General features: G+C 63.0%; 8 protein-coding genes. 5 read left to right on the top strand and 3 right to left on the bottom strand.

The annotated features are described in order from the left end of the window. Nucleotides 1-134: 134 nt before the first annotated feature. Nucleotides 135-3,782 carry a pyruvate:ferredoxin (flavodoxin) oxidoreductase gene (gene nifJ / locus Q6D67_RS07840; protein ID WP_304705038.1) on the top strand — a complete coding sequence of 1,216 codons (3,648 nt, stop codon included), beginning with the start codon at nt 135-137 and terminating at the stop codon, nt 3,780-3,782. Beyond that, entirely contained in the window at nt 3,775-4,788 is a 1,014-nt protein-coding gene (locus tag Q6D67_RS07835) for a dihydroorotate dehydrogenase-like protein (RefSeq protein ID WP_304705037.1), read from the top strand. Before nifJ ends, Q6D67_RS07835 begins: the two co-directional genes overlap by 8 nt. A gap of 9 nt (nt 4,789-4,797) precedes the next feature. On the opposite strand, the gene rnk is transcribed toward Q6D67_RS07835, so the two are convergent. Beyond that, nucleotides 4,798-5,205 (bottom strand): nucleoside diphosphate kinase regulator, encoded by a 408-nt coding sequence (rnk, locus tag Q6D67_RS07830; protein ID WP_304705036.1) that lies wholly within the window; start codon nt 5,203-5,205, stop codon nt 4,798-4,800. A gap of 349 nt (nt 5,206-5,554) precedes the next feature. Between rnk and Q6D67_RS07825 the strand changes: the two genes are divergently transcribed. Next, nucleotides 5,555-6,571 (top strand): histone deacetylase family protein, encoded by a 1,017-nt coding sequence (locus Q6D67_RS07825; protein ID WP_304705035.1) that lies wholly within the window; start codon nt 5,555-5,557, stop codon nt 6,569-6,571. A gap of 24 nt (nt 6,572-6,595) precedes the next feature. On the opposite strand, the gene Q6D67_RS07820 is transcribed toward Q6D67_RS07825, so the two are convergent. After that, nucleotides 6,596-7,351 carry an SDR family NAD(P)-dependent oxidoreductase gene (locus Q6D67_RS07820; RefSeq protein ID WP_304705034.1) on the bottom strand — a complete coding sequence of 252 codons (756 nt, stop codon included), beginning with the start codon at nt 7,349-7,351 and terminating at the stop codon, nt 6,596-6,598. A 125-nt stretch (nt 7,352-7,476) separates the two neighbouring features. Then, nucleotides 7,477-9,453 carry a BCCT family transporter gene (locus tag Q6D67_RS07815; protein ID WP_304705100.1) on the bottom strand — a complete coding sequence of 659 codons (1,977 nt, stop codon included), beginning with the start codon at nt 9,451-9,453 and terminating at the stop codon, nt 7,477-7,479. Between the two features lie 397 nt (nt 9,454-9,850). Between Q6D67_RS07815 and Q6D67_RS07810 the strand changes: the two genes are divergently transcribed. Both Q6D67_RS07810 and Q6D67_RS07805 read left to right on the top strand, forming a co-directional pair. After that, complete coding sequence (locus Q6D67_RS07810; RefSeq protein ID WP_304705033.1) at nt 9,851-12,451, top strand: TonB-dependent receptor; 2,601 nt, start codon at nt 9,851-9,853, stop codon at nt 12,449-12,451. An 81-nt stretch (nt 12,452-12,532) separates the two neighbouring features. After that, nucleotides 12,533-14,503: a tetratricopeptide repeat-containing sulfotransferase family protein gene (locus Q6D67_RS07805; RefSeq protein WP_304705032.1), complete on the top strand. Its 1,971-nt coding sequence runs from the start codon at nt 12,533-12,535 to the stop codon at nt 14,501-14,503. Nucleotides 14,504-14,515 lie beyond the last annotated feature (12 nt).

Here is a 14,515-nt window from a genome sequence, read left to right as displayed (position 1 = left end):
GTTCGCGTATCACGCCCCTGCCACCGCAACCCATCCAACCCCTGATCCCACCCAGGCCATGATGCCGATCAAGTACCCGATCTGCAGGGTGAACTATATTGAAGCCTGCAGCAATTGCGTATGGGATGTTACTTATGGGCAGCAAGACCACCCTGACCATCGACGGCAATGAGGCGGCCGCCCGCATCGCCCACCTGATCAGCGAAGTCATTGCCATCTACCCCATCACCCCCGCCTCCACCATGGGCGAATGGGCCGATGAGTGGTCCGCCGCCGGGCGCCGCAACCTGTGGGGCAGCGTGCCCCGGGTGATCGAGATGCAGAGCGAGGCCGGGGCCGCCGGGGCGATCCACGGCGCCCTGCAGGCGGGGGCACTGACCACCACCTTCACCGCCTCCCAGGGGCTGCTGCTGATGCTGCCCAACATGTACAAGATCGCCGGGGAATTGAGCCCGACCGTGTTTCATATCGCCGCACGCTCGGTGGCCAGCCAGGCCCTGTCGATTTTTGGCGACCACAGCGATGTCATGGCAGCCCGGGCGACCGGCTTCGCCATGCTGGCCGCCAACAGCCCGCAGGAAGTCATGGACTTCGCCCTGATCGCCCACGCCGCGAGCCTGCGCGGTCGTTTGCCGCTGCTGCATTTCTTCGACGGCTTCCGCACCTCCCACGAGGTGGCCAAGATAGAAGCCGTGCCGGATGAGGTAGTGCGTGCTCTGATCGATGAAGACGCAATCCGCGGCCACCGCGAGCGGGCGCTGTCACCGGAACACCCGGTACTGCGTGGCAGCTCCCAGAACCCGGATGTATTTTTTCAGGCCCGGGAAACCGTCAATCCCTGGTACAGCGCCTTTCCCGGTATCGTCCAGACAGTCATGGATGAATTCGCCGCCCTGACCGGGCGCCAGTACCGCGTGTTTGACTATGTTGGCCATCCTGAAGCAGATCGGGTGCTGGCGCTGATGGGCTCCGGCGCCGAGACCGCCGAGGAAGCCGTGGACTACCTGGTCGCCCAGGGCGAGAAGATCGGGCTGCTGAAAGTGCGCCTGTTCCGCCCCTTTGACGCCGCGGCCCTGCTGGCGGCCATTCCCGCCAGCACCCGCGCCATCGCCGTGCTCGACCGCACCAAGGAACCCGGTGCCGACGGCGAGCCGCTGTACAAGGACATTCTTACGGCACTGGCGCAGGAGGCGATGACCGGTGACAACCGGGCGAACCTGCCGCGCGTCATCGGCGGCCGCTTCGGGCTTTCCTCCAAGGAATTCACCCCCGGCATGGCCAAGGCGGTGTTCGATGAGCTCAACCAGGCGGTGCCGAAGAACCACTTCACCATTGGCATCCACGACGACGTCAGCCACAGCAGCCTGGACTGGGACCCGGACTTTCGCACCGATGCCCACGCCCACAGCGTGCAGGCCCTGTTCTATGGCCTGGGCAGCGACGGCACGGTCAGCGCCAACAAGAACAGCATCAAGATCATCGGCGAGAGCACCGACCTCCACGCCCAGGGCTACTTTGTCTACGACTCCAAGAAGTCCGGCGCCACCACCGTGTCCCACCTGCGTTTCGGACCCCGACCGATCCACTCAAGCTACCTGATCGAGGACCACAGCGCCGGTTTCATCGCCTGCCACCAGCCGGGTTTCCTGCACAAGGTAGAGATGCTGCACAAGGCCGCCCCCGGCGCCACCTTCCTGGTCAACTCGCCGCTGCCCCCGGACCAATTCTGGGACAGCCTGCCGCCCCACTGTCAGCAGCAGATTGTCGACCAGGGGCTCAAGCTGTACTGCATCGACGCCTACCAGGTGGCCGCCGACACCGGCATGGGCAAGCGCATCAACACCATCATGCAGGTCTGCTTCTTCGCCATCTCCGGCATCCTGCCGGCGGAGCAGGCCATCGCCGCGATCAAGGCTGCCGTGGAAAAGACCTACGGTCGTCGCGGGCAGCGCATCATCGAGCGCAACTTCCAGGCGATCGACGCGGCCCTGGCGGGACTGCATCAGGTCGAGTCCGGCACGGTACGCAGCAAGGTTGCCCCCCTGCACGCGGGCGTCGGCAGCGGCGACAGCTTCGTCGACCGGGTGACCGCTCGCATCATGGCGGGCCAGGGCGACCTGATCCCGGTCAGCGCCCTGCCCGCGGACGGCAGCTTCCCGCTGGGCACGGCGGCACTGGAGAAGCGCAACCTGGCTCTGGAAATTCCGGTCTGGGACGAGGAACTCTGCACCCAGTGCGGCAAATGCGCATTTGTCTGCCCCCACAGCGTGATCCGCAGCAAGGTGTTCAGCGAGGCGCTGCTGGCACAGGCCCCCGCCACTTTCAAGGCGGCGCCAGTGCGCAACAAGGACTACCCGGCCGGCCAGGTGATGAGTTACCAGGTCTCACCCGAGGACTGCACCGGCTGCACCCTGTGCGTGGACATCTGCCCCATCCGCGACAAGAGCAACGCCAGCCACAAGGCCGTCAACATGGCTCCGGTGGAACCCCTGCTGGAGCAGGAAAAGGCCAACTGGGACTTTTTCCTGCAGCTGCCCGAATTCCCCCGCGAGCAGCTCAAGACCAACACCATAGCCGGCGCCATGGTAATGCAACCCCTGTTTGAGTTTTCCGGCGCCTGCGTCGGCTGCGGCGAAACCCCCTACCTGCGGCTGGTCAGCCAACTGTTCGGGGACCGTATGGTCATCGCCAATGCCACCGGCTGCTCGTCCATCTACGGCGGCAACCTGCCGACCACGCCCTGGGCCCATAATGCTGAAGGCCGGGGCCCGGCCTGGAACAACTCCCTGTTTGAGGACAACGCCGAATTCGGCCTCGGCATACGCATTGCCATCGACCAGCAGGTGAGCCAGGCGCGGGAACTGCTGGCGGAGCTGCGCGGCGACGTGGAGCCTGCGCTGGTGGACGCGATTCTGGGTGCCGACGAGAGCGATGAGGCCGCCATTCACGAACAGCGCCAGCGGGTGGCACAGCTGCGTGACGGACTCGCGGAATTGGACGGCGACAAGGCCCGCCGCCTGTTGCAGTTGAGCGAGAACCTGTGCCGCAAGTCTGTCTGGTGCATCGGCGGCGACGGCTGGGCTTACGACATCGGCTACGGCGGCCTGGACCATGTGCTGGCCTCGGGCGAGAACATCAATATCCTGGTACTGGACACCGAGGTGTATTCCAACACCGGCGGCCAGACCTCCAAGGCCACTCCCCGCGGCGCCGTCGCCAAGTTCTCCGCCGGCGGCAAGGCGGTGGCGAAGAAGGACCTGCCCCTGCTGGCCATGGAATACCCGAATGTCTATGTCGCCCATGTCGCCTACGGCGCCAAGGATACCCAGACCCTGAAGGCCTTTCTGGAAGCGGAGGCCCACGACGGCCCGTCCCTAATCATCGCCTACAGCCCCTGCATCGCCCACGGGGTGGATCTGAGCAACAATCATCGGCAGCAGGACATGGCGGTTAAAAGCGGGCACTGGCCCCTGTTCCGCTTCAATCCGGCGCGCATTGCCCAGCACCAGAGCCCCCTGCAGCTGGACTCGCCGGCCCCGAGTATTCCCTACCGGGAGTTCGCCGACTCCGAGACCCGATTCAAGATGCTCTGGCACACCCATCCCGAAGCGGCGGAACGCTTTGTCGCCCAGGCCCAGCACGATGTGGCGCTGCGTTACCAGCACTACCTGCAGCTGTCACAGCTGGACTGGAGCGAGGAGGCCACCCTGTCGGCCCCCCGCGCCCAGCTGCGCAAGAAAAGCGACCAGAACCAGAACGGGGAGACACCTGACCATGGCTGACCTGACCACCCGCTATCTGGGCCTGCCCCTGAAAAATCCGTTCGTGCCCTCCTCCTCACCCCTGACCGGCAGGCTCGACAGCGCCCTGCGCCTGCAGGACGCCGGCGCCGCAGCGATCGTCATGCCGTCCCTGTTCGAGGAGAAGATCCAGCAGGAGCACGCCCTGCTCGACCGCTTCCTGGATGAGCAGTCCCTGGGCCACGGCGAAGCCACCAGTTTCCGGCCGATTCCCGCAGAGTACAAATCCAGCGAGGACCAGTACCTGGAGAACCTGCAGCAGCTCAAATCCGCGCTGGATATCCCGGTGCTTGCCAGCCTCAACGGCGTCACCGCCGGCGGCTGGCTGGAGTGTGCTTTAGCCATCCAGGATGCCGGTGCCGATGCACTGGAGCTGAACGTCTACTACGTCCCGGGCGACATCAGGGAAACCGCTCTCGCAGTCGAGCAGCGCTACCTCGACATCGCCGCGGCACTGCGGCCAAAGGTCAGCATTCCGGTAACGGTGAAACTCTCGTCCCAATTCAGCGCGCCACTGGATTTCGTCCGCAAGCTGGAGCAAGCCGGGGTCCAGGGGGTGTGCCTGTTCAACCGTTTCTATCAGCCGGATATCGATCTGGACACTCTGACAATGCTACCCAAACTGGACCTGTCCAGCTCCATCGAGTCGCTGCTGCGGGTGCGCTGGGCGGGCATGCTCTGCGGTCACACGACCTGCGATATCGCGGTAACCGGCGGTTTCCATACCGCTGCGGATGCGCTCAAGGCCCTGCTCGCCGGGGCCGACGTGGTGCACCTGTGCAGCGCCCTGCTGCAACAGGGGCCGGGGCTCATCGCAACCCTGTTGGCCGACATGCAGCGCTGGCTGGAGGTCAAGGAGTACAGCTCCGTCGACCAGCTGCGGGGCAGCCTGAGCTGCCGCCACGCCCCGAATCCCGCGGACTACGCGCGCGCCAACTACATCGATGTACTGGATAGCTACTCAGTGCCGGACGGGGTGCGTTTCTAGCGCAATTGTTCACTGGTCGCCCAGGGAACCGTTCCCCTGCACCACAGACTTGACCCGCAGATGGCGTACGCGCCCCGAGGGCAACGGCCATTCGATCTCGCCACCCACTGCCAGGCCGATCAGCGCACTCCCCACCGGGGTCAATACGGAAACCCGCATCTTGTCCACGTCGGCTTCCTGAGGATAGACCAGCGTCACGGTGGTGTCCTGCCCGGCGTCGGTGTCCTCGAAAGTCACCCGGGAATGCATGTTGACGATCCCCCCCGGAAACTCGTCGTCGGGCACCGTGTCGGCGCGGGCCAACTCTTCGTCCAGGGCATCCGCCTGCGGGCCCTCGTGGTGTTCGATAGCTGCCTGCAGGCGGCGGTAGTCGCTCTCGCGGACCGTTATTGGGGAATTGATCGCTGTTCTGTTCATCACGAAATACTCCATCACCCTGGACTGCCTGCCGCGAGTGCTGGCAGACAAGGTGCTTCTGCAATGGTTGGTGAAGCGCGAAGGCCGCCGAATCAGGCAGCAACAAGCGCTGGTTGGATCAGGATTCTGCTTGCGGGGGTGGCGCGACGATCAGGCCGGCAGGGAAGCCTGATCGCCGCGCACGAGGAAGACGCCGGCGATACTCTGGGCCCGGGTTTCCATAAAGAAGACAACGATAGGGTGCACACTGAACATGAAAGCAGCATAGCACAGGCGGCGCAGTTTTCGGCTTTTGACCTCGGCGACCAGCTCTCTATACTGGGCGCACCCAAATACAAGAGATTATCCGATGCAGGCCTTTTTCCATTCCGCCCAGGACCAGCACATTCCCAAAACCTACTTCACCCGCGGCCAGATGCGCCAGCCCCAGGAAGTGCCGGACCGCACCGGGCATATGCTGGAGGGGCTGCGAGAGCTGGGGGTGAAAGTCTCCGAGCCGGTGGATCGGGGCGCCGGGCCCATTTCCCGGGTGCACGACCTGAGCTATCTGCGCTTCCTGCAGTCGGCACACCGGCGCTGGAAGGAGATCCCCGAGGACTGGGGCGATGAGGTGATGTCCAATATCTTCGTGCGCGAACCCAATGCCCTGCGCGGGATCCTGGCGGAGGCGGCGCGCTACCTGGCCGACGGCAGCTGCCCGGTCGGCGCCAATACCTGGCACGCCGCCTACTGGTCGGCCCAGGTCGCGATCGCCGCAGCCGAGGCGCTGCTGGCGGGCGACCGCAGCGCCTACGCAGTCTGCCGCCCCCCGGGACATCACGCCCGCCGCGACGCCGCGGGCGGCTTTTGCTACTTGAATAACGCCGCCATCGCCGCCCAGCACCTGACTTCGCGTTTCCCGCGCATCGCCATCCTCGACACCGATATGCACCACGGCCAGGGCATCCAGGACATCTTCTACCACCGCAGCGACGTGCTCTACGTCTCCATCCACGGCGATCCGACCAATTTCTACCCGGTAGTCAGCGGGTTCGAGGACGAGCGCGGCGCAGGTGAAGGGCTGGGCTACAACATCAATCTGCCCATGCCCCATGGTTCCTCCGAGGAGGACTTCTTCGCCAGGCTGGAAGAGGGACTGGCAGCCGTCACCCTGTTTCAGCCCGACGCTTTGGTGCTGGCACTGGGCTTTGACATCTACAAGGACGACCCCCAGGCCAAGGTGGCTGTCACCAGCGAGGGCTTCGCGCGCCTGGGCACTGCGATCGGCGAGCTGTCACTGCCAACCCTGGTGGTGCAGGAAGGGGGTTACGACCTGGAGTCTCTCAGCACCAATGTGCAGCAGTTCTTCCGCGGCCTGGGGTCTTGAGCCCCGGCCCGGTCTGGAGTCAGCTCAGACCGCAGTCTGGCCGCCATCTATAACCAGCGCCGAGCCGGTGACGAATTTCGCCTCGTCGGAGGCGAGATAGGCGACAGCACCCGCGATTTCCTCTGGCTGGGCGTAATATCCCGTGAGCGGGAACATGCGTCCGTAGAGCGCCATATCGGCACCCTCGGGGATCTGGATGTTCTTCACCAGCGGCGTGTCCACGGCCCCGGGGCACACGGCGTTTACCCGCACACCGCGACTGGCGAATTCCACCGCCAGTGACTTCGACAGCAACAGCACGGCGCCCTTGCTGGCGCAGTAGGCGCTATTGTAAGGCAGCCCCTGCAATCCGGCCGCGGATGAAATATTGACGATGTTGCCGCTGGTCTCCAGCAGATGCGGCATTGCCGCCTGACAGAGCACGAATACCGAGCGGGTGTTGACCGTCATCACCCAGTCCCACTCCTCTGCACTGACATCGAGGAAGTTCTTGGTAAGGACCATTCCGGCTACGTTGCAAAGAATATCCAGCCTGCCAAATTTGGCCAGGCATTCTTCGACCGCCGCGCGACAGTCTGTTTCGTCAGTCACATCCAGCACCCGGGTGTGGATGTCCAGCCCCTCCCCGCTCAGGCGCGCGGTTTCCCGCGCCAGTAGCTCGGCGTTGATGTCGGACGCGTACACCTTTGCGCCCTCGCGCCCCAGCCGGGCCACTGTCGCCAGCCCGATGCCGGAGGCCGCCCCGGTGATGAATGCCACCTTACCGTCAAACCGTGTCATGGGCAGCGCCCTCCAGATAGACAGGAAACAAGGCGCGCAGTCTTAACACAGAAAATCCCCGCCAGGAAACGCTGCGCCACAGCGAGACCTGGCCCCACTACCGGGAAGATTCAGTACCAAATCTCCTAGCGCATCGAGCGCAGGAACTGCAGGTGGTTCTCGTACTGCCATAGCAGGTCGTGCATGATCTGCTCGCGGCTCCAGCCCATGACATCGTAGTCCTGCCCGCCCCGGAACAGGTGGACCTCTGCCCGATAGTATTTGTCCGCGTCGCCCAGCGCATCCAGCGGTGTGTCGACCGCCGTCTCGACCGGCCTGGGATGGGCGCGGCAACGCACTTCATAGACGAAATCCATGGTATCGGCATGGCTTACTTCGAGCCGCACCGATCCCTCTTCGGCAATCGCATTCACCACCTTCGCCGCTACCTCGTGCAGCTGCAACTCCGCGGCAAAAGCCCTCAGCGCGGGCAATACCAGGTCCCGCTGAAAGGCGTGGACGCTGCTGTCACCCGGATGCTGTAACAGGTTGGCCAGCCGCTCGCGCCAATCCCCGGGCGATGTGACCAGCGGTGCCACGCTGTGTATATCGCGCCGGGCAGCATCCCGACTCAGGGCCCGGCCAAGCCCCCAAATTGCGCCCAGCAAGGCCAGGGAGAACGGCAGTGCAGTGACTATTGCAGCCGTCTGCAGCGCAGCCAGGCCACCGGCAAGCAGCAGAACAATCGACGTCGCACCAATAACCCCGACCCAGTACAGGCGCTGCAGGGGCCCGGTGTCGTCCCGGCCGTGGGCCGAAAGCATGTTGAGCACCATTGCACCGCTGTCCGCCGAGGTAACGAAGAACACCACCACCATGAGCAGGGCCACGCCGGACAATAGAGTCGACTGCGGCAGGAACTCGAAAAAACGAAACAGGGCAATGGCCTGATTGTCGCTGACCGCCGCCCCGAGCCCGTTCTGGTTGCCGTGCAGAATCAGCTCAATAGCGCTGTTGCCAAAAATTCCCATCCACAACAGGGTGAACCCGCAAGGTACGATCATGGCACCGAGGACGAATTCGCGAATGGTCCGCCCACGGGAGATGCGGGCAATGAACAGGCCGACAAAAGGTGCCCAGCTGAGCCACCAGCCCCAGTAGAAGATAGTCCAGCCACCCAGCCAGTCGGTCGGGTCGTAGGCATACAGGTTGAAGGTCTTGGCAACAAGTTCTCCAATGTAGGCGCCAAAATTCTCGATGGTCGCCTGCAGCACAATGACGGTCGGACCGGCCAGCAGCACCGTGATCAGGAGCAGGGCAGCAAGGCTCAGGTTGAGTTCCGACAGGCGCTTGATGCCAGCATCCAGCCCCAGCACCACCGACACCCCGGCCAGGCCCAGGGTGCACAGTATCAACACGACCTGAATCCCGGGGCTGATCGCTATGCCGAACAGGTAGGAAAGCCCGGAATTGATCTGCAGCACGCCGAAACCGAGGCTGGTTGCAATACCGCAGGTAGTACAAACAATCGCAAACACATCGATCGTGGCGCCGGCACGGCCGTAGATCCGCTCACCGATCAACGGGTAGAAAGCGGAGCGCATGGTCAATGGCAGGTCGTGGCGGTAGGCGAAGTAGGCCAATACCAGGGCAACAATCGCATAGATGCCCCAGGCATGTAATCCCCAGTGGAAGAAAGTCAGGTTCATGGCTTCGCGAGCCGCGGGTACGGTCCCGCCCTCACCCTGGGGCGGCGTCAGGAAGTGCATCACCGGCTCCGCCACCCCAAAAAACATCAACCCAATACCCATGCCGGCGGCAAACAGCATCGCGATCCATGACGGGTAGGCGTAAGCGGGTTCAGCGTGATCCGGCCCCAGTTTTATGTCACCAAAACGCGAGAGGCTGAAAATGGCCACACTGATCAGGATAATTGCGACCACAAGCACGTAGTACCAGCTCGCGTAGAGGACAATAGCGTCCTGCAGCCTCTGAAAAAGACCCTCGCTGAGCTTCGGCTTCAGACCGGCGAACAACACCAGGGCAAAAAGCGCAGCGCTGGCGGGCCAGAAGACTGCCTTGTCCACCATGAATCGCGGCGTCGCGCGATCACCATCTGTCATACTCAAAAAACTGCCTCCCCGGTTGCCTGTCGAGGCAAAAACCGCGTCGCGACAGGCCCGATGCAACATCGCCTCCCGCGTGGTTCCTCAACAATGATTACAGAACTGTATTTTTACTGGCTGTATTTCCGGTTGAAATCATAGTGCCGCATCTGTACAAATACCACGCGTAATCGCTAATTATTCTTTAATTCAGCCGATATCAGCCGATAGGTGCCTATCTATCGCCATTTCCATCATTACATGAGGTGGCTGACTGCCTGCGCGCACAATATGTGCCAAAGAAAAATTAGTTTGAGTCGAAAGCTTTTGTTTTGGCAGCCAGCACACCGCTGGGCGCGATATTCGGGGAGCAAGCGGCAGGCCAGATTCAGGAAACCAACCAGGGGATCAATCAATGTCCAGCACCACACCACTCCGTCAACGAAGCAGACTCTCCAGCGCTGTGGTCAGCGCGATCGCGGGTTCGGCAATCGCCACCGGCGCCACCGCGCAAGGGCTTGAGGAAGTGCTGGTGACCGCTACCAAGCGCGTGGCCAGCACCCAGGACATCCCGATCTCGGTACAGGCACTGGGAGAAAATTCACTCAACAATATGGGGATCGCCAATTTCAATGACTACCTGATCCAGTTGCCCGGCGTAACCGCGGGCGGTAGCGGCCCGGGTCAAAACACCATCTATATCCGCGGCGTTGCCTCGACCACGCCCAACCTGACCACTGCCGGCGTTGCCGGCCTGGCCCCCAACGTTGCTCTCTATCTCGACGACCAGCCCCTGTCGCAACCTGGACGCAACCTCGACGTCTATGCTGCCGACCTGAATCGTGTCGAGGTGCTGGCGGGGCCCCAGGGCACCCTCTTTGGCAGCAGCTCCCAGGCCGGCACGGTGCGGCTCATCACCAACAAGCCGGATCCCAGCGGCACCTATGGCAGCGTCAAGCTGGGAACCGCCTTCACCCGGGGCGGCGACCTGAGCAATAACGTCACCGGCATGTTCAACTTGCCCGTGACCGACACATTCACCCTCCGCGGCGTCGTTTACGTTGACCGCATGGGCGGCTATATCGACAACGTGGCCGGCACTCGCGACGCGAGTGAAAGCGCCCGCTTTCGACCCGAGGGCACGCCCCGCGCCAATGGGGTACCGATCGGCGCGCAAAGAGCCGGGTTCCAGTCGACGGCGGATCTCAGCGACGTGGAATTCCTTACAGCGGACAATTCCACCAAAACCGCCAAGAACATCAATGACACCGTGTACAACGGCTTCCGCCTCAGCGGCCTTTACGACATCAACGATCGCTGGAGCCTGCAGGTAAGCCACATGCAGCAATCGCTGGATTCCGACGGGGTCTTTTTCTCCGATCCCGACCTGGACGACTACGAGATAAGCCGCTTCCACGACGACAATATCGACGACAGTTTTGACAACACCAGCTGGACCCTCGAAGGCCGTATCGGCCAGTTGGAAACTGTCTACACCGGCGCTTTCACCGACCGCGAAACCAACCAGACGGTGGATTACACGGACTACCTGTTCGTCGGCCAGTATCTGCCCTACTACATCTGTGACGGCTCCGTGTCCTATCCGGGAGACGCAGCACCTTCGGGTACCTGCCAGCCACCGGACCTGTTGGTGAAGTCCTCCACCAAAACCGAGGTCATGACGCACGAGATCCGCTTCAATACGCCAGTCGAAAAGCGTCTGCGCGCCACCGTAGGGGGCTTCTACAGCGACCTGCAGCTCGACGAGCGCAACGACTTCACCTATTTCGGGTCCATTGCGGCGCAGCCGTTCGGCCCATTCGCACCCAACTTCCCGTTCCAGACCGGCTTTCGGTCGGACGAAGGGCCATTCCCCCCGGGGGTGATCTTCCGCAACGATATTCGCCGCACCGACCAGCAGTACGGCGTTTTCGGTGAGGCAACCTTCGACTTCAACGAACAGTTCGCCCTCACCGTCGGTGCGCGCTGGTACGACATTGAGGTGGACTTCGATGGTAGTGCCAACTCGTCCTTCTTGAACGCAGGCGCGGCCGCAGACTGCCAGGCATTCGGCACCGATATCAGCGACCTGTACAACGGTGATGGGCAGATCACCGACCGCAGCACCTGCCTGCCGGATCAGGTCACCTACACTCTAGACACGATCGACCAGGCGCCGGCACAGGTCGCCGCCGCACTCCGCGATGCCCCGGACAAGGCCCAGACCGATGGTGTCATCGGCAAGGTCAGCCTGGCCTGGACACCCAGCGTAAATCAGCTCTGGTACGTCACCTGGTCGGAGGGGTTCCGTGCCGGTCTGCTCAACCGTCCCGGCGGCGCCCAGGGTCCTGATGGTTTTACCGTGCCCTTTGCGCTTGATACCGACGATGTCACCAACATGGAGCTGGGCTGGAAACTGGACTTGCTGGACAACTCACTCAGGCTCAATGGCAGCCTGTTCCGGGTCGACATCGAGCGCCTGCAGACCACCATTTTCGACCCCAGCATCGCCAACCTGTTTTTCTCCGACAATGCGGCGGATGCCGAGGTCACGGGGCTGGAGGGCGTCGTGACCTGGGCGCCGGCTGCGATCTCGGGCCTGACGGTTACCGGCTCGTTCTCCTTCCTCGACACTGAAATCACCGAAGTCATCACGCCCACGGATGACGTGCGCAAGGGCGACGAACTGGCATTCGCACCAAAGTTTCAGGGCAACCTGCGGGCTCGCTACCAGTGGCCGCTCACCTCCGGGTATCAGGCCCATGTGATGCCGCATGTCGCCTACTCGGAATCATCCTTCAGTGATATCATCGCCATCAATCGCGCCGAGCTCGACAGCTGGGTCCTGGTCGGCTTCACTGCCGGTATCAGTACCGCCGACTGGACCGCCGAGCTCTATGTCGACAACCTGATGGACGAGCAGGCCGAACTGGCCAACAACTTCGTCTACGACCGGGAGCGCGTTACCCTGGCGCGCCCGAGGACCGGCGGCATCAGACTGACCTACGACTTCTGATGACCTGCGTGCAAACAAAGATGCGGTAAATCCTGCGCCCCTCCGGGGCGCTTTTGCTTTCTGGTGGAACGATTAATACCTATGGCCGACAGCGCAACAGACCTGGCACCCATCCAGCAGAAAATAATGGCCCAGGTATTCGCTCCCGCCCTGGATGATCTGGCCGGCGTGCTGGCTGCAGAGCCGGACAACACCGAGGCGCTGTACATGGCGGCCGTGTGTCATCGCTATCTGGAGCAGTTCGACCAGGCCGCCGCAAGGCTTGAGCATCTGAAGCAACTGGCCCCGGACTTTGGTCGCGCCTGGCAGGAGGAAGGTCACCTGCAGCGCGCCCAGGGCAGGGATGAAGCAGCCCTGCTCGCCTACAGCAGGGCCTGCCAGGCCAACCCGGCACTGGAGGCCAGCTACCGGGCCCAGCTGGAGATTCTGCAGCGGCGCGGCGCACGGGACCAGCTATACCGGGTGCAGGCGCAGCTGGACTTTCTGCTGAGCCTGCCCAAGCCGATCGTCGCCGTGACGGATCTGATCGCCCAGGGCAAGTTGGTCCGGGCCGAGGAGATCTGTCGCAAATTTCTGCAGCAGGTGCCGCGCCACGTTGAGGCGATGCGCCTGCTGGCCGATATCGGCTCGCGCCTGGGAGCGCTGGAGGAGGCGGAATTTCTGCTGGAGAGCGCCGCGGAATTCGCCCCGGACAATACCCAGGTCAGGATTGACTACATCCGCACCCTGCGGAAAAGACAGAAATTTACCGCGGCATTCGAACAGGCCCGGCGCCTGCTGGCGACCGCCCCGGAAAACCCCCAGTTCCAGTCACTGTTCGCCATCGAGAGCATGCAGACCGGGGACTATGCAGCGGCACTCGCCGCTTTCGACGACGTCCTGCGCAAGCTGCCCGCGGATGCGACCACCCTGACTTCCCGCGGCCACGCCCTGAAGACCTGCGGCCAGTTCGATAAGGCCGTTGCGTCCTACCACGCGGCTTTGGCCAGCAACCCGCAGCACGCCGAAGCCTGGCATGCCCTCGCCAACCTGAAGACCTACCGCTTCAGCGCGGCAGATATGGCCGCGATGCAGGCTCTGGCCGGCGACAGCAACCTCTCCTGCATGGACCGGGTCTATGTTGCGTTTGCCCTGGGCAAGGCCTGTGAAGACGCCGGCGATTATCGCGCCTCTTTCGAGCACTACGCCCGGGGCAATCAGCTCAAGAAGAACCAGAGTCGCTACGATGCAAACAAGATGACAGCGGAACTGGCCGCCCAACAACAGGTATGCAGTTCAGATTTGTTTGCCCGCAAGGCGGGCTGCGGCCATCCGGCCCCGGATCCGATTTTCATCGTCGGGCTGCCGCGGGCGGGTTCGACCCTGCTGGAACAGATCCTGTCCTCCCACAGCCAGATCGACGGCACCCTGGAGCTGCCCAATATCCTCTCCTATGCCCAGCAACTGAGGAGGCGCAAGCGCGCCTCCGGCGCCGCGCCAGGCTACCCGGAGGTGCTGGAGGAGCTCTCGCCGCAGGAGCTTGCCGAGTTTGGCGAGCGGTTTATCGCCGACACCCGCATACACCGCCAGGGCGCACCCTTCTTTATCGACAAGATGCCCAACAATTTCCGCCACATCGGGCTGATCAAGCTGATACTGCCCAACGCCAGGGTCATTGACGCCCGCCGGGAACCCATGGCCTGTTGTTTCAGCAGCTTCAAGCAGTTGTTCGCCGAGGGACAGGAGTTCAGTTACAGCCTGTCGGACCTCGGGCAGTACTATCGGGACTACGTCGCACTGATGCAACACTGGGATCGGGTGCTGCCCCGCTTCGTGCTACGCGTGCAGCACGAGGATCTGCTGGCAGATCTCGAGGGACAGGTGGCGCGGATGCTGGAATTCATCGGTATTCCCTTCGAGGAGAGCTGCCTGCGCTACTACGAGACCGAGCGCGCCGTCCGCACACCGAGCTCAGAACAGGTGCGCCAGCCGCTCTACAAAGATGCCATGAGCCAGTGGCAGCACTACGAGCCGTGGCTGGAACCCCTGCACCGGGCCCTAATCCTGGCATAAGAATCAACGGCT

It is taken from the genome of Haliea sp. E1-2-M8, from assembly GCF_030649675.1.
Lineage (GTDB): Bacteria > Pseudomonadota > Gammaproteobacteria > Pseudomonadales > Halieaceae > Haliea.
Note: the sequence above shows the minus strand (reverse complement) of the source record. Positions and strands in the feature narration are given on the sequence as shown.